Here is a 19,683-nt window from a genome sequence, read left to right on the forward strand (position 1 = left end):
GCTGCTAGCTCAGGGTTTTCTATTACTTCTTTGAAGTATTTGTCATCTATGTTGCGTATATCCATAAGGATACGGTTCCTTTCCTTAAGAATAGGCTTTATAAACTATTTTCTCTTTTATTGTACCATAAAAAGTAAATTTTTTAAGGGGATTTGTGGTGCAGAGTTTTCAAAGTCTACAATTTCAAAACTCTGTAAAAACCTTGACCCGATTGTAACCAGCTGGAATTCAAGGCTCCTTAGAGAAAAAAATAGAGTAATTACCTGACTTTATCAGCTAACCCCTTAAAAAATCCTGAAAACAGGCCTTCATAAAAATAAAAGTGGGCAAATTGTACCCACATCTGGTCTATCTGTCGAAATTTATTACTCTTCAGAATACCAGGTCTGTTTTTTTTGTTCTGCCTGGCATATGATTTTTTGCTCAGATACCCTTAACTCCTCCTTAAAAAAGGAAAAGGGCTATCTGCTTTTCCTCTATTTTCATAATCCAAAACGCCATTAAACCAACATAGTCTTTCATTCGGCCATAAATTTCCTTCGCCAAAGCCTCATTATAAGTATGAACTGTTAAGTTGCAATCATCCGTCATCTGCAAAGCTGTTATTGTCTGGGCTTCATCAAATGCTTCCACTTCTATATCTATCACTGCTCATTACTTACTTTATTCCTCCCATTGTTTTTTTGCCTACTTCCCTTTAAATCCGGAAATCCCTGAGCATTATCTCTTCATAACCTTCGGCTTGCATAAATTTTAATACATTAGGGCTTTGCGCATAATAATCTATATTCTTTTTAAAAAGCAGGTCAAAACTGGTAAGGCCGTTATTATGGATATTTTGCAGAAGACCATTTTGCCTGGCAAAAACCTGAGTGGCTGCTATACCGGTCCAGGTAATATTCCATATCAACTCCTCGGTATTTCCCTCTATTTCACTGCACAGATAAAATCGGCACAGGAGAGTGCGCAGGGGATAAACGCTGCAGATATTATCCTCAAGAAAAATGCAGGGCTCAGGCTTTAAGCGCAAAATACCCCGCTTAACTTTTTCTTCCTGGAAATATATGGATATAAATTGGCGGTAATCCAGTCTGTAAAAAGAAGCCAGTTTTTTAAAAGCGATAATATCCGGGATTACATAAGCAGTATGGCAGCAGTTTATTTTACATCCTTTGCAGATATTAGACTCATCAGCATAAAGTTTAGCAACTTCTTTATCATCACATAAAGGCTGCCAGGCATCAAGCAGATCTTTTAGGCTGGCAGCCCGGTCTATTCTGGCTATCTTTATCTTTCCCCTCTCCTTAGTTACCTCTACCTTTTTCATTCCCAGATAACATCCTCTTTTATAACCTTAGCTGGATTCCCGGCCACCATAGTGCGGGGAGGAACATCTTTAGTAACTACGGCATTATTAGCTATTATAGCCCCTTCTCCTACCCTGACCCCTTTTAATATTACCGCCCGGCAGCCTATCCACACATGATCCTCCACTACAATAGGAGCTATTTTCGTTTGGGGAACTTCTCCCCGGAAGCCCAAAGGATGGGAAGAAGTATCCATAAAAAGCACATGCCAGCTTATGGCGCAGTTTTTTCCTATCCTTATCTCTTTTACGGCCAGCAGATTGCAGAAATCACCTAGATAGGTATTATCCCCAATATAAATACGGGCATTATCTCCCAAAGATAAGCGCACCTTGCGTTCTAAAAGTACATTATTGCCGACATGGATTTCGGCCCCTTTACCTTTAAATATCTCCCCTACATTACGGGCCCTTAAGTTGGCGCCGCAGGTAGTAAGCTGTCTTTTTACCATAAAAGTAGAATAACGGTCATAAAGAGTTTGCCACATCGCCTTCACCCACCTTCATCACTTTTCCTGCTTTAATTTAAGGATAGCATTCCTGGCCAGCTGATCACAATACTCATTAAGCTCATCTCCGGCATGTCCTTTCACCTTCTCGATTTTTACCCGGTTTTTTTGCATCAGGTGCCAAAGCTCCTGCCACAAATCTTTATTGGCCACCTCTTTTTTTTGGCTGTTTTTCCAGCCGTTCTGCTGCCACCTTTCTATCCAGTTTTCCTTAAAGGCATTTACAATATAAGCACTATCAGTATATACTGTAACGTCCAATCCTTCTCTCTTTAAAGCCTTTAAGGCTTCTATTACTGCTGTAAGCTCCATGCGCTGATTGGTCGTTTCTTTTTCCGCCCCACTTATCTCTTTGCGATGCTCCCCATAAAGCAAAACGGCACCCCAGCCGCCAGGTCCCGGGTTACCTGAACATGCTCCATCTGTATATATAACTATCTTTTTCATCATCTACTCCTTATCATGCTTGGGATTTTTACCTACTACCTCCGCAGCTTCGGTCAAAGCAACCAGGACATCGGCTGCAAGCCCCACATCCATATACTGAGCCTTAACAAAAACTTCTCCTCTGCTACTCGCCACATAGCGCGGCTTCAGCTTATTTAAAGCATAAGCAGCTATATCGGCCCGGCACTTTTCACACTGGCATATGTCTTGTTTTTTTGCCAGCACAGCATCCATCTTATCCCACACCATTTTCTCCACTACATTTACGATCTGCATATTACCGTCTCCTTATACGCCCAAAATGGTTGTAAGCTCGCCCAGGCGCAAAATATGATAGTCCACATAGGAAAACTTCTCTTCCCCTTCCGGGGCCAGCCAAACTGTAGTCATGCCGGCATTTTTCGCCCCCCACATATCGGTTAGTATATCATCTCCTACATGGGCTGCCTGTTTATTTTCCACCCCTAAATTCTTTAACGTAAAGTTGAATATCCGGTCACTCGGCTTGGCAAAACCTACTTCATCGGAAAAGACCAGAAAATCAAAAAAATCTAAAATAGCATCCTTTTTCATAAGCTGGCGTAAATTTTTCCCCGGCGTTATGCCGGTATTGCAAATTACTGCCAGTTTATACCTGGCTTTAAGGAGAGGCAAGACTTCTTTTACATCATCATTTAAAACCGGGGGATAATCCAGCAAGGTTTCAGTATATATAGTATATGCTTTTTTTTCTTCTTCCGGTGTCAGCTTTATTTTAAGATGTTCTAATATAATATGAAGGTGTCCTTTAGGAGTTATATCCAGCCCCTCTTCCCTCTGCTTTTTATGAGCTACATCCCAGGCCTTGAGAAAGCCTTCCTTTACTTCCCGGCGTTCTACATTAATCCCCAGGCTTAAAAGGTAATTATGAAAAAGGTTTATCCTTTGCCTGCCTGCCTCCTTAACTGCCGGCGGTTTGTAAAGGGTATTCCAAAAATCAAAAGTAACTGCTTTAAACAAATGCTTCACCTCAAAAATAGCTTTTACCTGATTAATTACGGCAAAGAAGGGGGAAATCCTGCTCCCCAAGAGGGCAAAATTTTTCTCTGCTTAATAAAAAAAGCAGACAGCCAGTAGCTGCCTACCCTCCTCCTTTTTGCCTTAAGCCTCTTTGATATTAATATCAGTCTTTTCCGCCTGCTCCACATAGGATTTAATATCCCCATCCAGGAGAGCCTGGTTATCTTTTTGCCTTTCTTGATTAATCTGTCTTGCTCTATCTTTAGCCATCCTAGTATCAGTAGTATAAAACCCGGATCCCTTAAAAACTATGCCAATATTCTTGCCTATAAGCCTTTCTACCTTACCGCCACAGGTAGGACAGGAAGCAAGGGGATCTTCAGTAATCCGCTGCTTAATTTCAAATTTTCCACAGTTCTCACACCGGTAGTCATAAATAGGCATGGCATCACCCCTCCTCCTTCTTGGTAAATTCCTTATTTTAAACCCTGTTTTTAATTATATTACCACCGATAATTTTTAAGCAAGGGCTAAGATAGGAAATTAGTTTATTTTTATAATAGCATTTTGCAAAAATACTATTCGTAAATTCATATATGTGTAATAATATAAATATAAAATATATACATCACATATCGGGGGGCGATTTAGATGGCCATTGTAGAATGGCAAAAAGACGGAACGGTAGCGATTATGATAATGAACAACGGCGAAAACCGGCATAATCCGGTATGGGCCGAAGCGATGCTGGCTACCTATGAGGAAATCCTGGCTGATCAGGAAATCAAAGCTATAGTTTTAACTTCCAGTGACCCTAAATATTTTTCCCTGGGCGTAGATACCAACTGGCTGGGTGAACAGCTGAAAACCGGCGATTACCCCACCATAAGCAAATGGCTTTACCGCAACAGTGAAGTATTTAAAGCTTTTCTCCTATCTCCTGTTCCCACTATTGCAGCTATCAACGGCCACGCCTTTGGCAATGGCGCCATGCTGGCAGGTTCCTGCGACTTCAGGTTTATGCGCGCCGATCGGGGATATTTCTGTTTTCCGGAAATAGACCTTGGCATTCAGTTTGCTCCTTCCATGATTGAATGGATGAAAAGGATAATGCCCTACCACCTGTTTATACGCCTGAAATTTACCGGGGAAAGGGTAGATGCCAGAGAACTGGAGAAATATAATGTGATAATCAAAGCCTGCGAAAATGGCGAGAAAACCTTAGAAGAAGCCGTAGCTTTTGCCCGCACTTTTAATAAGTCACGCACTACGCTGGCCGAAATGAAGCGAAGAACCTACAAACATATCATAGACAAGATGATATACGAGGACCCTGAATATTACGATTATAAACCGGAAGCTGCCAAAGAAGGCAGAAGCCCGATATTTATGTTTACTCCTCTCACCTAAAATAGACTCCCAAGTGAAACAGAAAAAGACCTTCTGTTTCACTCTTTTTTTCATTCCTCTGGTTATTCCCGCTATTATCTCCGTTATCTCCTAGTTTTTCTCTCCAGGATAAAAAACCCCTGGCTTCCGTCTCCTTTTAAATTATTACGATTCGTAATAGATTTTAAAAAAAGAACCGTCCCCAAATTAAACCCAAATTAAAATCAGGGCCATGGTTCCGTTCCATATCCCGTGGGCAGCTATTGACGGCCACAAGCTGCCGGTTTTCTCGTATATATAGCAGAGGATAATACCTCCTATGCTTAAAGGAAGGGCTCGCCACAAATCCATATGAGCCAGGCCAAAAATAACCCCGCCTAAAAGTATTCCTCCTCTTACTCCTAGATATCTGCGTAAAACCGGATAAATCATGCCCCGGTAAAATAACTCCTCCGATAGAGGCGCCAGCAGCGCACCGGATAAAAATAGGAGCCCCAACTGGTATTTATTCTGCACACTTCTCAATATTTCTTCATACAGCTGGGGGGAAAGATCGGGGTTCAAATAGTTTATAGGTATAGATGATAAAAGTATAAATATAATTAAAAAAAGCCCTCCCCCCAATCCATACTGCACAAAAAGAGGCCAGGAAACAGGGTTTATCCCTAAATCTTTCCATTTGTTTCCTCTTATTAAGAGAACAAATAAAAATACTAACAAAACCGTAATTAAAAACTGCAGCAAATAACTCACCAAAAACAGATTAATTTCACTAGGCTCAATGCCTTTAAAATACATAAAAGTTATTATATCCGGGGAAAAGGTGCTGAATAAGACCCCAGCAACTACTATGCCTAAATAGATCAGGATCACATCGGTCAAACCCCAGTTAATCCTTTTATCAAAAAAGTTCAAAATCAAACCTCCTTTAAGCCTGACAATATTCGCCCAGTGAATAGACAAACTGCCGGGCACTGCGTCCAGAAAACCCATGTCCATTCCTGCTCCAGGCTAAGGCTCTTTTCTCCAGTTCTTCTTTTTCCATATGGATTCCCTTGGCTAAAGCCAGTTTCTGAACTATGGCCAGATAGGTCGTCCTGTCGGGAGCAGGCACGGTAATAACCAAGCCAAAACGGTCAGACAGGGATAATTTTTCTTCCATAGAATCAAAGAAGTGTATTTCCTCATCCGCTTTAAGCCGGTCGCTAAAATATTCTTTTACTAAATGGCGCCGGTTGGAGGTAGCATAAACTAGGACATTATCGCTCACCTCCTGAATATTTCCTTCCAGTACCGCTTTAAGCCCTTTATAACCTGTTTCATAATCTTCAAAAGACAGATCATCTATATAGATTATAAACCGCAGTTTATAATCCTTAAGCCTCTCTACCAGCTTATTTAATTCTTTTACTTCTTCCCGCCTTATTTCTACCAGCCGCAAACGGGTATCTTTATACCTGGTCAGCAGTGCTTTTATCATGGTAGATTTGCCGGTTCCCCGCGGGCCATAAAGCAGCACATTATTGGCAGGATACCCTTTAAGAAAACATTCGGTATTAAGACAAAGCTTTTTAATCTGCTCTTCAAGCCCTAACAAATCATCTAGATGGCAAACTTCGGGATTTTTTACCCCTACCAGCCCTTTTCCCTTCTCCCAGCGCAAAGCCCGATAACGGGAAACTACTCCCCGCGAATTTTCCGCATAATAAACCGCCAGGGAAGGTAAGGCATCCGGCCAGTTTTGGCCTTGGAAAATATTTTTTGCTCCTTCTTTCTCAGCATGGGTAAAACAGGGAAGGGGATAAGAAGAATAAACTTCTCGCCACGGGAAGTTATAAAGTTCCTGTAATACAGCCAGATCTCGGGCTGCCGCCTTTACCATATGCTCACTAATCTCCTCCAGGGGCTTGTGCTCTGCTTCCCGGGAAAAAGGATTATCATCGTGAAGAATAAAATCTAATAAAAACATATCCAGGGAAAGGCCTGTGAGATAAAGAGTAAAAATAAAATCATGATAGCTCTCTACCGCCTGCAGGGAATCCTGCCCGTATTGCCAGACATCATCCAGATGTCTTATAAGCTTAATTACCGGCTTTTCTTGCAGAAAATTACGATATACAGTTAAACTTGCCAAAGCCAGGCGCAGTTTTTTAAGCAAAAAAGACCTCTCCTTTCCTAAGCTTTACACCGTTTGCCAGAAAATAAGGCTTAGCAAAACCAGGAGCGAGTGGGTAAATAAAAAGAGAGCACTTATCCTTTCTACCGGCCATAAAAAAAGGTTTTTCAGCATTAGTCCCCCCTTTAAAAAAAGGCTAAACCTTCTCCTTAGCATCAATAAATGCAAAAATTCAAATCCCGCCAAAAAAGTAGTAAAAAAGAGCAAAAGGGGGTTTTTTATTACAGCAAAAGCCAGCAGGAAATAAGTAAGTTCCAGAAAAGCCGAAAATAAAAGCATCAGCCACAAATCCGTCCTTGCTCGCAAACGGCGCGCCAGAATCCATTCGCCCAGGCTTTTTAGCAGGCTAAGCTCAAATTCTCCCGGCCTTCCTATTATTATCTTGTAAAAATAAAAGCTATAACCTGAAAGTATCACTGCCGCCAAAATCCCTAAAGCTAAAGTCATCCCTTCCCAACCTTTCATCCTTCCTCTCTTTATCCCTAAACACAGAAAAACCAGTCATGAGCATGACTGATTTTAAGCTTAGCAAAAATCGGTTTTTTTAGCTACGGTTTTTTATCCTACTTTTTGCACTCCTTTCATATTTAAAGCCTGCCTTATGCGATTTAAAACATATTCTCTATCTTCCGGCCTATTTACATAATCAAGTTCATCTACCTGCAATATCAGGAGATTGGTGCTGTCAAAATTTTGATAATGAGCCTCATAAAACTTATTCAAAGTGTCCCAGTATTCATATTCGACCTCCAGCTCATCCGGCCTTCCTCTTTTTCTTATCCTGCGCACAGCTTCATCGGTATTCACCCTGAGATATACCATAAGCTGAGGCGGAGTTACATAATCTAAAAGGACATTAAGCAGATTATTATATACGGCATACTCCTCCGGATTTAGATATCCATATTCCAGATACATGCGGGCAAATATCCGGTCGGAATAAATAGAACGATCCATAACCGCCCGTCCCACTTTCATAGCCTGCCGGTACTGGCGAAAACGATTGGTAAGAAAATTAGTTTGCATGGGAAAAGCCCACTTGGCTCTATCATGGAAAAACTTGTGCAGAAGCATATTTTCATCTTCAAACATCTCGCTAAAAGGTTTAAGGTCAAACTCTTCGCTTAATATCTTTACCAGGCTCGACTTGCCTACTCCTGTCACCCCGTCAACTACTATAGTTACCCTGTTAGTCTCTTCCACTTCTTGGTCTCCTTTCTGCCAGGCTTGTTATCTTTATATTTCTAGATTCATCCCTTAAATCCTACCATAAAAAATGCCGAACATAAAAACTAAATTATCTGATTATTCTGTTTTTTCACTCTCTATTATCTGGATAGTATTGCGTATTCTGGTTCTAAGCCGTACCTTCCCTCCCCATAAGCTCGCAATATGCTTAACGGTATTATGAGCATATTCAAGATTAAGTTCTCTGCCCTCCCATTCATGCTCCAGCATCAGCATATTATGTCGTCCAATTTCTACCACCCTTATGTTCGGTATACTGTTCATTCCCACATTAGCAATCAAAGTCTCTTTTATCTTTGCGAAGCCTTCGTCATCAGCAATTTCGGATACAATATAATCTTTACCGCTCTTTTTGAACTGGAAAAGGTTTAGCTCCCTGCCCAAATCTATATCCAGATAACGCCTTAAAAAAGAAGCATCTCTTTCCTGTTCACGCACTTCGAAAATAAAACCGGGATCTTTATTTTTTTCCGCTAATTTCTCAAATATCTTAAAACCTAAATGGTAGGGGTTAATCCCCCCTTCTAAAGGAGCAACTACCTGATTGTGCCTTTTTAAAAACTCCAGATGTAAACCTGAAGGTAAATCAAGGCTGTTTAAAATCTGATAATGCCAGTAGCTTGCCCAGCCTTCGTTCATTATTTTAGTTTCTATCTGAGGTAAAAAGTAAAGGCTTTCTTCTCTTACTATCATAAGTATATCTTTTTCCCAATCTTTTAAAGGAGCATATTCATATAAAAAAAGCAGCAGGTCTTCTTCGGGAACCAGCGGAATCTTCTCTAAATCAGGCATAGGTTCTTTTTTATTGTCCTCTAACCAAGGATGTTCACTTGGTTTAGGAGAAAACTTGCTTATTATTCTTTCTTTCTGCTCTTCCCGGCTGAGCCTTTTTTCTCCTATAATTCTTGTTGTCTGATAACGTATGGAATGAGCAGCATCTATTATCCTCTCTACCCTGGTATATCCTATGCTGGGATCGGCAATATAACTGCGAATCCTATCAGCATGAGATTTAAACATTTCCAAAGTGTTTTCAGCTCGGGTTCCTAATTTAAAAAGGCGATTATTTTTAAAAAAGTCATTGTGTCCATAAACATGAGCCATGGTAAGTATCTGTAAAAGAAGAGTATTATCTTTCATAAGATAAGCCAAACAGGGATTGGAATTTATTACCATTTCATAAGGGAGCCCGGTTAGGTTATACCGGTAAAAGGTCTTTTTTCTTTCATAAGCTTTGCCGAAACTCCAGTGGGGATATCTAGAAGGCATACCCATATAAGATTCATATCCTATCATATCTTCATAGGAACAAAGTTCAAATTCCTGGGGATAAAAATCAAGCCCCTTCTCCCGGGCTACCTTTTCTATTTTTTCATTGTAGTAGATCAAATCACTTATTACATAATCACTCCCCACCTTATCCCTCCCTTTCCGCGACTTGCAAAAGCTTCTTAAAGGCCGGCCAAATATCTTCTTTGCTGGCTAAAGTAACCCAGACAAAATTAGGAGCATCTATAGCCGTTTTATATTCACTAAGCATAGTTTTACTCGGAGTCCAGGAAGAAATAATTTCTCCATAGCCAAACAGATTACATACCTTGGTAAGTTCTACCGCTTTTTCTACGGCTTTAGGTACATCTTCAGGCCAGTTATCTCCATCACTGCAATGAAAAGCATATATATTCCAGATAGCAGGATCATATCTTTCTTTTATAATTTCTAATGCTTTTTCATATCCACTGCTTATCATGGTACCTCCTGATTCTCCCCGGTGAAAAAAGGCATCCTCATCTACTTCTTTGGCGGTAGTAGTGTGATTTATAAATACCAGATCTACATTTACATAACGATAGCGAACAAACTGATAAAGCAAAAAGAAAAAACTACGGGCCATATATTTTTTATTAAGATACATAGATCCAGAATTATCCATAATGCATATAACTACCGCATTCGACTCTGTTCTTATATCTTCCTTGACCCGCTGATAGCGGAGATCTTCTTCACTAAAAGGAAATCTTTCTATTTCTCCTTCTATCCCCAGTTCTCTTAAAGTTCTTTCCGTAGCTTTTTTCCGTTTTATTCTTTCTACCATAGACCGCTTTTTATTGAGTCGGGGAGGAATTCCCTTGCGCTGTATTCCCCAGCGTTTGTTGCTTCTTTCCGATTGAATAAAAGAAAACTTCTTTCTCTCCATAAAAGGTAGCTCTAAATCTTCAAATAAATATTGCACTAGTTCCTCCAGGGTAATTTCTGTTTCATAAATATCTTCCCCCTCTATACTTCCAGCTCCATCTCCTGCTCCTGGTATCCCTCCCCGGCTACCTGAAATCCTCTGTCCCCGTTTCTCATTGCCCTGACCGGTAGCAACCCCGGGTTTATTTTCTCCATAAATAAAACGGTACTCCTTTATTCCTCTTATAGGTATCTTAAACACTTTATCCTTACTTTTGCCTATGATACTCTCCTCGGCTACTATACTACCAATATTGCGCTTTATGGCATCTTCAACCAGCTGCCGGTGCCGGCGGCGGTCTTCAGCGCTCCTATCTCTTCCACTCCCTTCAAAATCACGAAATACAGCCACCACTATCACCTCAGTCTTTCCACAGGTTATTGGCAGCATATTTTAAAACTACATTACAGCAGTGGTCACAATAGCCGCTTCGCTTCATTTCCTCTACCATCGCATCATATTTTTTCTTCTGTTCTTCATCCCTTACCCGCGCCCTGGTAATTATTCGCGAAAGTTCACTTACCGAAGAAGTAAGTTTTTTCTCAATAGCCTCTCTTAAAGGCTCATAACTTTCATAATTAATCTTCTTGTTATTGCGTAAAAGGGTAAACATATAAGCAGTAACATCATGCCTGAAACCACGGGCAGCATTGCCGGTAAGCCCTATCCCTGACTCTATAGACTCCATAAACTTTTCATCCGGCTCCAGTTCTTCTCCCGTATTTTTATCTTTAAGTTTAGTCTTATTCACAAAAGCTTCGGCATGGTCAAGATAATTATTGAATAAAGCTTCTGCCTGTTCCCGATAGCCATGAATAAAGGCCTTGGTTACCTCTTTTTCCAGTATCCGGTGATATTCTTTTTTTATCGTATCTTTCAGATAACCTAGAAGCTTCTGTTTTTCATCATCTGGCATATCCGTAGATTTAACCGATTTTATTAAAGATTCTAAAACAATAATAGGATTTATGCAGTTATAAGGTGACTCAGATAAGGCATTATCAATAGCCTTCATAATAAAGCGGGTTGATATTCCTTTAAAACCTTCCTTGCCCCCTTCTTCACGCAATTCCTGAATATCTATCTTCTGCTGCAGTTCTTTCTGCACAATTTCTTCTCCATTATAAATACGCATCTTGGTTATCATATCAACTTTGTTGGAAGGATTAAGACGGCTCAGGATGGCAAACATAGAAGCGACCTCCAGGGTATGGGGTGCAATATGAGCATCAAACTTGCTCTGGCGCAGAATTTTGCGGTAGATCTTAACTTCTTGATCTAATTCCAGGCAATAGGGAACCTCTATTTTTACAATACGGTCTAAAATAGCCTCATTAGTATTGTCTGATTTAAACTTATTCCACTCTGCCTCATTAGAATGGGCCAGTATTATACCATCAAAATATATCATAGGTCCTTTACCGGGAGAAGGTATTGATTTTTCCTGGGTAGCTGTGATTATAGTATGTAGATATTCCACATCATTTTTAAATATTTCTATAAATTCAACAATACCCCGGTTACCGGCATTAAAAGCCCCATTAAGAGATAAAACCCGGGGATCATCTTCCGGATAGAGGTCCATTTTCGATATATCCACAGAACCAATCAAAACCGAAGTATCTTGATTATTGGGATCAACCGGAGGTACTACGGCAATACCTTTACGGGAACGAATAGAAAAATCCACGGTTACTACCCGGAAATTTTCATATTCTCCCTTATATTCATTAAGCAAACGATAGCGGCACACCGGGCATAAATCCCCTTCAATCTTAACCCCCAGCATCTTTTCGAATTCAGGCCGCAGATGTTTAGGTATAAGATGCAGAGGCTCTTCCCGCATAGGACAGCCTTCCAGAGCAAAAATAGGCGGACTATTTTCTAATGCCCGCTTAAGGCTTTCCATAATAGAAGATTTTCCTGATCCTACCGGCCCTACCAGGTACAATACCTGCCTTGATTCTTCTCCCCGCATGGCCGCAGAATGAAAATACCTTACTATTTCCATAATCGTTTTATCAATGCCAAAAAAATCATCGGCAAAAAATTTATACCTTTTTATGACATCATTGCCGTAAATCCTGCGTAAACGCGGATCATCCTCCGTCTTTATAACTTCTACCCCCGGTTCAGTAATTAAACGATACATCCGCTCATGGGCCAGCATAGCTACATCTTTATTCTCCTTAACTATATTAAGGTAATCGAGAAAAGTGCCTTGAAAATTTTCATGCTTTCTCTTTTTTCTATCTTCCTTGATTAAATGTTCAAAATCATAAGACATATTAAACATCTCCCTCCTTAGGAACTGATGCCTTAAAACAAAAATTCGGAATAGAGCATCTAACAGTATATTTATATGTATGCCCTATTCCGAATATATTTTTTTACAAAGTTTTCCATAAACAAGATTAAAATCTGGTACCAGCTAAAAAAGCAGGGATATGCCCCTTAAAGCAAATATCCCTGCTCTTTAAGCTCTTAGCAAACTTTTCTACCCTAAAAGCTTATTCATCTCTTTTACCGCTTCATGCAGGTCAGCTGTGAGTATATAGTCAGCCATAGCATTTATATTAGCGTTTTCATCTGTATTTATGGCCACTATAACTTTAGCGTCTCTTATCCCTACCGTAAACTGCACCTGTCCTGATATACCAAGGAGTATAGCCAGCTCAGGTTTGCATATCTTACCCGAAAGCCCAATTACGCGCTCTTCGGGCAGCCATTTTTTATCCGTAGCCAGCGGTTTGGAACAGGCAACCTCGGCTCCAATCTTTTTAGCCAGCTCTTCTATCATCGGCAAATCTTCTTTGCTGTTAAGGCCCTGCCCTACAGCTACCAGTTTATCAGCAGCGGCTATATCAACCGTGTCGGTTTCTTTGGCCTTTACCTCCAGAACTTTAACCGCAGCAGCAGGCAGGTCCAAGGCAAGCTCTTCCACCTTACCGCCGCTTCCGGCATAAGGAGCAAAACTGCGCGGCGCTACGGCAATAACCTTTTTATCTGTATTTATGTACTGGGTAGCAACCGTTGCTCCCCCCAGAGCATTGCGCTTACACTCTATCCTGCCGCCATTAATCTCCATAGAAGAAACATCAGTAAGACAGCCAGCTCCCATCTTTTGAGCCAGTCTGCCTGCCAACTCCTTTCCCCGCCGGTTGGAAGAAAGAAGAACAATATCTGCTCCCAGCTTGCAAGCTGCCTCTTTGACAACAGCAGCTATCTGAGCTGTATCAGCCAAAACTACATCATTATTATTATTAATCTTATAAACCTCTGCTCCCGCATGGGCTAAAATCTCGGCCTGTTCATCATCATTTATAACTAGGATTTTAGCCTTTTCCCCTATAGCCTCAGCCGCAGTCAAAAGTTCAAGAGCCAGATTAGCTTTATCACTGAAAATCAAAACGGCCATAAAATCCACCTCCCCTAGATCATGTTTTCGCTTCTCAATTTATCAACCAGTTCCGCTACATTCTTGACTACTATCCGCTTGCGGTCGCTTTCCGGTGCCAGATTGCTTACCGTAGTTATAAGGGCTTCTTTATTTATACCATCAAGCTCATCTTCTTCTATCACTTCTTTCGGCTTTTTGCCTGCTTTAAGAATCTGGGTAACCGATGGAATACGCGGTTCATTTATACCTGAAACTACCGTGATTACTGCCGGCAGGGCAACTTCTACTACCTCTTCGGCATCTTCCAGCACCCTGGTTACTATCGCCTTATTCCCCTCCAGCTTTATAGCACCGGCATAACCCACCTGAGGCCATCCTAAAATCTCAGCAATTCTAGATCCTACCTGTCCGGAATAATTGTCGCCACTTCCTTCCCCTAGTAAAAGAAGGCCTACATCATCAATCTTCTTTACCCCGGCTGCCAGCACCTGTGCTATTATGCTGCTTTCGGCTCCATTTAAATCATCCCCTACAATCAAAAAAGCTTCATCCCCTCCTGCGGCCAGAGCTTCTTTTACCGTATCCTCCAGATCTTCACTGCCAGCGGCCAGAACAATAACTTTCTCCGCCAGATTGTTTTCCTTGAGCATAACCCCCGCTTCCAGAGCATTTTTGTCAATAGTGCCAAAGGTGAGAGGAACATCATCAAAAACCGGCTGCCGATTTTTAATCCTTATCTGCTGCAGATCAGGAATCTGCTTCATAGCTACTACCACATTCATCCTTTTACCCTCCTTACCAATCTATTTTTTAGCCAAACCTGAACTGAACCCCAGCTCCGCCATGCGGATATTTCCAATCCAAAACCTCAACTCCACAGGCAATGCGGCAAGTACCGCATTCCAGACATCCATCAATGGTAAATTCAACTTCCCCCTTATCATTAAGGCTGTAAAGCCCTGCTGGACATACCAGAACCGCCCTCTTTAAACGGGGGTCTTTTTCCATGCCTGGCTTTATATTTATATGCCTTTCCTTATCTTCCTTGAAAACATTGAGCCCCAGTTTAGCTTTCAGGTTAAGCGGTTCGCTCATATCTTCATCACCTTCCTCATATCACCGGCCATAGCCCAGAGCTGTTTAAAGCCCAGATACTTCTTGACCGTAGGATAAAGCCGTTCTTTAGGCCCGGCAGGAACGGCATACAGATCCCGCATAATACTGGTTACCAGTTCCGGATAGTAAGTAAAAAATCTTGGATTTTCCAGCACATGAGGAGCTTCCTTAAAATTGATGAAATCCTGCATTACAAAGCTGTTCTTAAGCATCTCTTCATAAACCGCCAGGGTTTTGGCGCTGAAATCTCCCTTTTCCTTCGCCTTAATAACCGCCTTCGCCGCATAATAGCCGGAAGCCAGCGCATATTCCATACCCCTTACCGTAACCCCTATATTCATGGAAAAACCTGCTGCATCTCCTGCTACCAGGATGCCGTCTCCATAAAGCTTAGTTAAAGCCTTATAGCCTCCTTCCGGAATTACATGCGCCGAATACTCCGCGGTCTGTCCTCCCTTGATAAGAGGAGCGATTTCCGGCCGATTCTTAAACTCTTCAAACATAACCGGAAGCTCGATTCTATCTTTGTTTTCCATAAGCTCTTTTATGCTCACTACCAGACCTAGGCTTATGCTGTCTTTATTGGTATAGAGAAAGCCACCGCCAAACATGCCTTTAGTGACTTCTCCCATAAACAGCCGGGCAACCCCTTCTCCTTCACTTAATCCAAACCTTTCTTCAATTACCGCCGCTTCCAGTTCAATAACTTCTTTTACCCCTACGGCATAGTCTTTAGGATTCCCTGGTTTGCGCAGGCCGGCCTTTTCTGCCAGGAGGGAAAGCACCCCATCACAGGCTATAACTACATCAGCATAAAGTTCATCTTCTCCCGCTTTAACCCCTGCTACCTTGCCGTTTTCAAATATCAGGTCATCGACCTTGCTCTTGGTTACGATCATAGCTCCTTTGCGCTCTACCTGTTTGGCAAACCAGCGGTCAAATTTGGCCCTTAATATACTGTAGCTCTGATAAGGTTCGGTTCTGAGCTCTTCCCCGCTGTAGCGAAGGGTCAGGGAACGCTCTTTAGCCATTATGGCCACTTCTTCATGAGCGATAAACCTTTCTAAAGGTGCTTTTTTCCACAAATCAGGATACATATCCCGCACCGGGTTCAGATAAATACGTCCCCCGGTAACATTTTTAGCTCCCGCATAATCTCCTCTCTCCAGGAGTAAAACTTCCAGCCCTTCTGAAGCCAGAGTATATGCTGCTCCCAAACCTGCAAGTCCGCCACCAACTATTATCGCATCAAATCTTTCCTCCATTCTTACCACCCGCCTTCAATGGAAAATAAGCAGAAAACGGGGGAGAAAAAACTCCCCTCTATCCCCTTTACTTCCTTCCCAGGAGTACGCCGGCTACTATTTCTTTCTGCATATCTGATACCCCTTCAATCTGCAGGCCCATTATAGCATCTCTCCACAGGCGTTCTACCTTGTAATCCTTCATAAGGCCATAGGAGCCATGAACATTGACCGCCAGCCTTGAAATATCTACGATCTGGGCACAGATGAAATCTTTAGTTAAAGCTGCATCTTTGGCAAACTGAGCCGGATCTTTGGCATGGTCAGCCAGATAACCTAAACGATAAGCCATCCAGCGGCAGGCTTCTACCCTTTCAGCAATCTCCGCCAAAGCTAGCCTTATGCCCTGGAACTTGGTAATCGGTTCACCGCGGTGCATCTTTTCTTTAGCATACTTAAAGGCTTCCCGTAAAGCAGCTTCTGCTCCTCCCAGAGCACAGGCACTTACCCCTACCTTACCAAAAGAGATAGCATACTGCAGGATAGCATAACCCATGCCAGGTCCGCCTAAAAGATTTTCCGCCGGTACTTTTACATCCTTAAGATATACATCCAGAAGAGGCCCGCCATGCATTCCTAATTTTTCCCAGGGCTCAGATATGGAATAGCCTTCACACCATTTTTCCACGATAAAAGCACTTACCTTGCCGGTTTCTTCTTCTTTGGCAAATACTACAATAGGTCCCGGATAACCGGCATTGGATATAAAGCGTTTGGTTCCATTGATAATATAATAATCTCCTTCCCGCCTGGCCGTAGTAGCTATCTGCTTCGGGTCAGATCCCGTAGCCGGTTCGGTAAAAGCAAAAGAAGCTACTTCTTCGCCCCGGCAGGGCTTAAACATATACTTTTTCTTCTGCTCTTCCGTACCAAACTTATCAATAGCCCCTAATCCCAGGGTATGAGCAGATAAAATCATGCCTACTCCGGAAGAAGCAGCAGCTATCTGCTCCATAGCCAGAACATAACAGGCATAACCTGCACCTGCTCCACCGTATTCTTCAGCAAACGGAATACCGAAAAGGTCTAATTCCCCTAATCCCTTTATTATTTCATCAGGCACTCTGTTTTCTTCATCGATCTGTTTAGCAATCGGTTCAATAAATTTTTCCGCATACTCGGCAGCTGCCTTCTGAATAAGCTGTTCCTCTTTACTCAATGAAAAATCCATAATCTAATTCCTCCCCACTTTTTATTCTTAACGTTTCATTTTAAAATATTTTGTTCTTGTAATAATTTTATATCCAAAATAAAATTTATGCAAATATTTTTTTAAAAAATAAAAGAGCAGTTTTTTCCTTTGGCAAAGGAATTAAAACTGCTCTCCTTTTTTTAATTTAGGGTTATAAATTAGCCACTGCCTGGCGGCTGCGCAGCTTTTTGATTGCCCGTTCCAACCCATCAACCGTAAGCTCTTCCATGGGGAAAATCTCCGCAATCTTCTTTATAGTAAAGGCTCCATCTGTCCACTCCCAGTAATCCCGGGGAATAGGATTCAGCCAAACCGAATATTCAAATTTTCTCCTTATCCTCCTCAGCCATTCTATACCTGGTTTATCATTGTAAAGTTCCCAGTCGATCACTCCTCCTACCCGGGTAAGCTCATAAGGCGCCATACTAGCATCGCCTACAATTATGACCCGGTACTCGGGATCGTAAGTTTTGAGAACATACTCGGTTTCGGTATAATCGCTCAGGCTGCAGTGAGGAGTATGGAAAAGCCAATCATATATGCAGTTATGGAAATAGAAAACCTTTAAATCTTTAAAATGATTGGATTTATTAACCGCCGTAAAAAGCTGGTTGCAAAGCCGGCTGTACACCGTCATAGAACCCCCGGCATCCATCAGGAGCAGCACCTTTATGCTGTTTTCGCGCGGCCTTTCCCATACCAGCTCCAGCCTGCCCGCATTCTGGCATGTCTTGTTAATAGTTCCGTCCAAATCAAGCTCGGTTTTTTGCCCATCTAAACGGGAAGTGAACTGCCGCAGTTTGCGCAAAGCCACCTGAAACTGCCTTACCCCCAGGGTCTCATCGGTACGGAACTCCTGGAACCGGCGCATTCCTGCCACTTTTACCGCCGACAGATTGCGGGACTGCCCTCCTATCCTTATCCCTCCCGGATGATAGCCGGAATGCCCGAAAGGCGAAGTACCTCCTGTTCCTATCCAGTAATTGCCCCCGTGGTGTTCTTCGGTTTGTTCTCTTAATCTTTCTTCCAGCATCCGCTTCAGCTCATCCAAATCCAGCTGGCGGTGATTTCTTCTCATCTCTTCCGTAATTTCCATTTCCGGAAGCTCCTTGTCCAGCCATTCCCATATCTTTTCCGGCAAGCCCTCCGGGGTTTCCACATCTTTAAAATAATGGGCAAAAGCCAGATCAAAGCGGTCATAATGGGCCTCGGTTTTAACCAGAACCGAACGGCAGAGATAATAAAAACCGGTAAGGCTGGATCCAGCCAGGCCTTTCTCCAGAGCTTCCATCAAGGTATACCATTCATTCATGGAAACCGGTACGCCATAAGCTTTCAAAACATAGTAAAAATCAGTAAACATCTTCTTAATCCCCTCTTTTACACCCGGAAACGGTTGATAGACCCGCTGATATAAGTAGTAGCATTCTTATTCTGGTTTTTGTTGTAAAGCTGATTTAACACCACATCTAAATCTTCATTCTTCTTAAGCAAAACGCCCAGGAAAGGAAGTTCCTGCTTGATGCGGCTCGGTTTTATGCCGCCAATAACCAGGGCCTGCAGCCAGTCGATAAGCTCGCTGGTGCTCGGTTTCTTTTGAATATTGGGAAGGCTTCTTAACATATAGAAAGCCTCCATAGCCTGCTCCAGCAGCTTGCGGTCAATATCCGGATGATGCACCCTTACTATTTTTTCCATTTCTTCCGGTGTCGGAAAAGCTATATAGTGGAATATGCAACGCCTTAAAAAAGCATCTGGCAGTTCTTTTTCGGCATTACTGGTTATTATTACTATAGGCCGATGTTTGGCCACAATAGTCTCTTTCGTTTCCGGAATATAAAAGCTCATCTGGTCTAATTCCCATAAAAGGTCATTGGGGAATTCCAGATCAGCTTTATCAATTTCATCGATGAGCAAAACCACCTGTTCATCGGAAACAAAAGCTTCCCCCAGCTTACCCAGCTTTATATACTGCTTGATGTTCGAAACATCCCCTTCGCCAAACTGGCTGTCATAAAGCCTCTGTACCGTATCATAAACATATAATCCTTCCTGCGCTTTAGTGGTAGATTTTATATTCCAGATAATAAGCCGCATATTAAGAGCCTCAGCAATACTCTGAGCCAGCATCGTCTTGCCGGTTCCCGGCTCTCCTTTTAAAAGAAGCGGCTTACCCAGAGCTATGGCAATGTTTACACTGTTCATAAGCTCTTCCGATACTATATAATTGGCCGACCCGCGGTATTTTTTCATTTCCTTTCCCATTTTCCATTCCTCCAATATTTATATGCTAATTATACG

Annotated in this window: 21 protein-coding genes and 2 pseudogenes; 2 read left to right on the forward strand and 21 right to left on the reverse strand. The window is 42.1% G+C overall.

What is annotated here, in order from left to right; genetic code table 11:
- Window positions 1-48 precede the first annotated feature (48 nt).
- Window positions 49-246: pseudogene (locus BUB92_RS12005) on the forward strand (transposase); the annotation flags it as partial.
- 198 nt (window positions 247-444) lie between these two features.
- On the opposite strand, the gene BUB92_RS01820 reads toward BUB92_RS12005, so the two are convergent.
- The 7 genes and pseudogenes from BUB92_RS01820 to BUB92_RS01850 all read right to left on the reverse strand — a co-directional run bounded on the left by BUB92_RS01820 (window position 445) and on the right by BUB92_RS01850 (window position 3,765).
- Window positions 445-648 (reverse strand): nucleotidyltransferase substrate binding protein, encoded by a 204-nt coding sequence (locus BUB92_RS01820; RefSeq protein WP_073089328.1) that lies wholly within the window; start codon window positions 646-648, stop codon window positions 445-447.
- A gap of 49 nt (window positions 649-697) precedes the next feature.
- Window positions 698-1,327, reverse strand: a complete 630-nt coding sequence (locus BUB92_RS01825) for a YkgJ family cysteine cluster protein (RefSeq protein ID WP_073089330.1) — start codon at window positions 1,325-1,327, stop codon at window positions 698-700.
- A gap of 80 nt (window positions 1,328-1,407) precedes the next feature.
- Window positions 1,408-1,854: pseudogene (locus tag BUB92_RS11965) on the reverse strand (acyltransferase); the annotation flags it as partial.
- Window positions 1,855-1,872: 18 nt separating this feature from the next.
- Entirely contained in the window at window positions 1,873-2,322 is a 450-nt protein-coding gene (gene rnhA / locus BUB92_RS01835; protein WP_073089331.1) for a ribonuclease HI, read from the reverse strand.
- 3 nt (window positions 2,323-2,325) lie between these two features.
- A complete protein-coding gene (locus tag BUB92_RS01840; protein ID WP_073089333.1) occupies window positions 2,326-2,598 on the reverse strand; it encodes a late competence development ComFB family protein in 273 nt (90 codons plus the stop codon).
- Window positions 2,599-2,610: 12 nt separating this feature from the next.
- Complete coding sequence (locus BUB92_RS01845; protein WP_073089335.1) at window positions 2,611-3,321, reverse strand: HAD family hydrolase; 711 nt, start codon at window positions 3,319-3,321, stop codon at window positions 2,611-2,613.
- 141 nt (window positions 3,322-3,462) lie between these two features.
- On the reverse strand, window positions 3,463-3,765 hold the full coding sequence (locus tag BUB92_RS01850) for an FmdB family zinc ribbon protein (protein WP_073089337.1): 303 nt from the start codon (window positions 3,763-3,765) through the stop codon (window positions 3,463-3,465).
- Between the two features lie 207 nt (window positions 3,766-3,972).
- On the opposite strand from BUB92_RS01850, the gene BUB92_RS01855 reads away from it, so the two are divergent.
- The gene (locus BUB92_RS01855) at window positions 3,973-4,731 is read left to right on the forward strand and encodes an enoyl-CoA hydratase/isomerase family protein (RefSeq protein WP_073089339.1); all 759 of its coding nucleotides are present in this window, start codon (window positions 3,973-3,975) and stop codon (window positions 4,729-4,731) included.
- A gap of 186 nt (window positions 4,732-4,917) precedes the next feature.
- On the opposite strand, the gene BUB92_RS01860 is transcribed toward BUB92_RS01855, so the two are convergent.
- The 14 genes from BUB92_RS01860 to BUB92_RS01925 all read right to left on the reverse strand — a co-directional run bounded on the left by BUB92_RS01860 (window position 4,918) and on the right by BUB92_RS01925 (window position 19,647).
- Window positions 4,918-5,625, reverse strand: coding sequence for a CPBP family intramembrane glutamic endopeptidase (locus tag BUB92_RS01860; protein WP_073089341.1), 708 nt, complete (start codon window positions 5,623-5,625; stop codon window positions 4,918-4,920).
- A gap of 13 nt (window positions 5,626-5,638) precedes the next feature.
- Window positions 5,639-6,868 (reverse strand): ATP-binding protein, encoded by a 1,230-nt coding sequence (locus BUB92_RS01865; protein ID WP_073089343.1) that lies wholly within the window; start codon window positions 6,866-6,868, stop codon window positions 5,639-5,641.
- Between the two features lie 24 nt (window positions 6,869-6,892).
- A complete protein-coding gene (locus tag BUB92_RS01870) occupies window positions 6,893-7,351 on the reverse strand; it encodes a hypothetical protein (RefSeq protein ID WP_073089345.1) in 459 nt (152 codons plus the stop codon).
- Window positions 7,352-7,444: 93 nt separating this feature from the next.
- Complete coding sequence (locus tag BUB92_RS01875) at window positions 7,445-8,089, reverse strand: deoxynucleoside kinase (RefSeq protein ID WP_073089346.1); 645 nt, start codon at window positions 8,087-8,089, stop codon at window positions 7,445-7,447.
- A 102-nt stretch (window positions 8,090-8,191) separates the two neighbouring features.
- Window positions 8,192-9,550, reverse strand: a complete 1,359-nt coding sequence (locus BUB92_RS01880) for a SpoVR family protein (protein WP_073089348.1) — start codon at window positions 9,548-9,550, stop codon at window positions 8,192-8,194.
- A 1-nt stretch (window position 9,551) separates the two neighbouring features.
- Entirely contained in the window at window positions 9,552-10,721 is a 1,170-nt protein-coding gene (yhbH, locus tag BUB92_RS01885) for a sporulation protein YhbH (protein ID WP_073089486.1), read from the reverse strand.
- Window positions 10,722-10,731: 10 nt separating this feature from the next.
- The gene (locus BUB92_RS01890) at window positions 10,732-12,666 is read right to left on the reverse strand and encodes a PrkA family serine protein kinase (RefSeq protein WP_073089350.1); all 1,935 of its coding nucleotides are present in this window, start codon (window positions 12,664-12,666) and stop codon (window positions 10,732-10,734) included.
- Window positions 12,667-12,867: 201 nt separating this feature from the next.
- Entirely contained in the window at window positions 12,868-13,788 is a 921-nt protein-coding gene (locus BUB92_RS01895; RefSeq protein WP_073089352.1) for an electron transfer flavoprotein subunit alpha/FixB family protein, read from the reverse strand.
- 14 nt (window positions 13,789-13,802) lie between these two features.
- The gene (locus tag BUB92_RS01900; RefSeq protein WP_073089354.1) at window positions 13,803-14,552 is read right to left on the reverse strand and encodes an electron transfer flavoprotein subunit beta/FixA family protein; all 750 of its coding nucleotides are present in this window, start codon (window positions 14,550-14,552) and stop codon (window positions 13,803-13,805) included.
- A 28-nt stretch (window positions 14,553-14,580) separates the two neighbouring features.
- Window positions 14,581-14,865 carry a ferredoxin family protein gene (locus BUB92_RS01905; RefSeq protein WP_073089356.1) on the reverse strand — a complete coding sequence of 95 codons (285 nt, stop codon included), beginning with the start codon at window positions 14,863-14,865 and terminating at the stop codon, window positions 14,581-14,583.
- Entirely contained in the window at window positions 14,862-16,151 is a 1,290-nt protein-coding gene (locus BUB92_RS01910; protein ID WP_073089358.1) for an FAD-dependent oxidoreductase, read from the reverse strand. Before BUB92_RS01910 ends, BUB92_RS01905 begins: the two co-directional genes overlap by 4 nt.
- Window positions 16,152-16,218: 67 nt before the next feature.
- A complete protein-coding gene (locus BUB92_RS01915) occupies window positions 16,219-17,361 on the reverse strand; it encodes an acyl-CoA dehydrogenase family protein (protein ID WP_073089360.1) in 1,143 nt (380 codons plus the stop codon).
- 172 nt (window positions 17,362-17,533) lie between these two features.
- Window positions 17,534-18,745: a vWA domain-containing protein gene (locus BUB92_RS01920; protein ID WP_073089362.1), complete on the reverse strand. Its 1,212-nt coding sequence runs from the start codon at window positions 18,743-18,745 to the stop codon at window positions 17,534-17,536.
- Window positions 18,746-18,762: 17 nt separating this feature from the next.
- Window positions 18,763-19,647 carry an AAA family ATPase gene (locus tag BUB92_RS01925; RefSeq protein ID WP_073089364.1) on the reverse strand — a complete coding sequence of 295 codons (885 nt, stop codon included), beginning with the start codon at window positions 19,645-19,647 and terminating at the stop codon, window positions 18,763-18,765.
- Window positions 19,648-19,683: the final 36 nt, after the last annotated feature.

The organism is Thermosyntropha lipolytica DSM 11003 (assembly GCF_900129805.1).
Taxonomy (GTDB): Bacteria; Bacillota; Syntrophomonadia; order Syntrophomonadales; family Syntrophomonadaceae; genus Thermosyntropha; species Thermosyntropha lipolytica.

Coding starts and splice junctions, on each gene's coding strand:
- BUB92_RS01825 (WP_073089330.1), bottom strand. CDS start 1,327: ATGAAAAAGGTAGAGGTAACTAAGGAGAGGGGAAAGATAAAGATAGCC.
- rnhA (WP_073089331.1), bottom strand. CDS start 2,322: ATGAAAAAGATAGTTATATATACAGATGGAGCATGTTCAGGTAACCCG.
- BUB92_RS01840 (WP_073089333.1), bottom strand. CDS start 2,598: ATGCAGATCGTAAATGTAGTGGAGAAAATGGTGTGGGATAAGATGGAT.
- BUB92_RS01850 (WP_073089337.1), bottom strand. CDS start 3,765: ATGCCTATTTATGACTACCGGTGTGAGAACTGTGGAAAATTTGAAATT.
- BUB92_RS01855 (WP_073089339.1), top strand. CDS start 3,973: ATGGCCATTGTAGAATGGCAAAAAGACGGAACGGTAGCGATTATGATA.
- BUB92_RS01870 (WP_073089345.1), bottom strand. CDS start 7,351: ATGAAAGGTTGGGAAGGGATGACTTTAGCTTTAGGGATTTTGGCGGCA.
- BUB92_RS01890 (WP_073089350.1), bottom strand. CDS start 12,666: ATGTTTAATATGTCTTATGATTTTGAACATTTAATCAAGGAAGATAGA.
- BUB92_RS01895 (WP_073089352.1), bottom strand. CDS start 13,788: ATGGCCGTTTTGATTTTCAGTGATAAAGCTAATCTGGCTCTTGAACTT.
- BUB92_RS01900 (WP_073089354.1), bottom strand. CDS start 14,552: ATGAATGTGGTAGTAGCTATGAAGCAGATTCCTGATCTGCAGCAGATA.
- BUB92_RS01905 (WP_073089356.1), bottom strand. CDS start 14,865: ATGAGCGAACCGCTTAACCTGAAAGCTAAACTGGGGCTCAATGTTTTC.
- BUB92_RS01910 (WP_073089358.1), bottom strand. CDS start 16,151: ATGGAGGAAAGATTTGATGCGATAATAGTTGGTGGCGGACTTGCAGGT.
- BUB92_RS01915 (WP_073089360.1), bottom strand. CDS start 17,361: ATGGATTTTTCATTGAGTAAAGAGGAACAGCTTATTCAGAAGGCAGCT.
- BUB92_RS01920 (WP_073089362.1), bottom strand. CDS start 18,745: ATGTTTACTGATTTTTACTATGTTTTGAAAGCTTATGGCGTACCGGTT.
- BUB92_RS01925 (WP_073089364.1), bottom strand. CDS start 19,647: ATGGGAAAGGAAATGAAAAAATACCGCGGGTCGGCCAATTATATAGTA.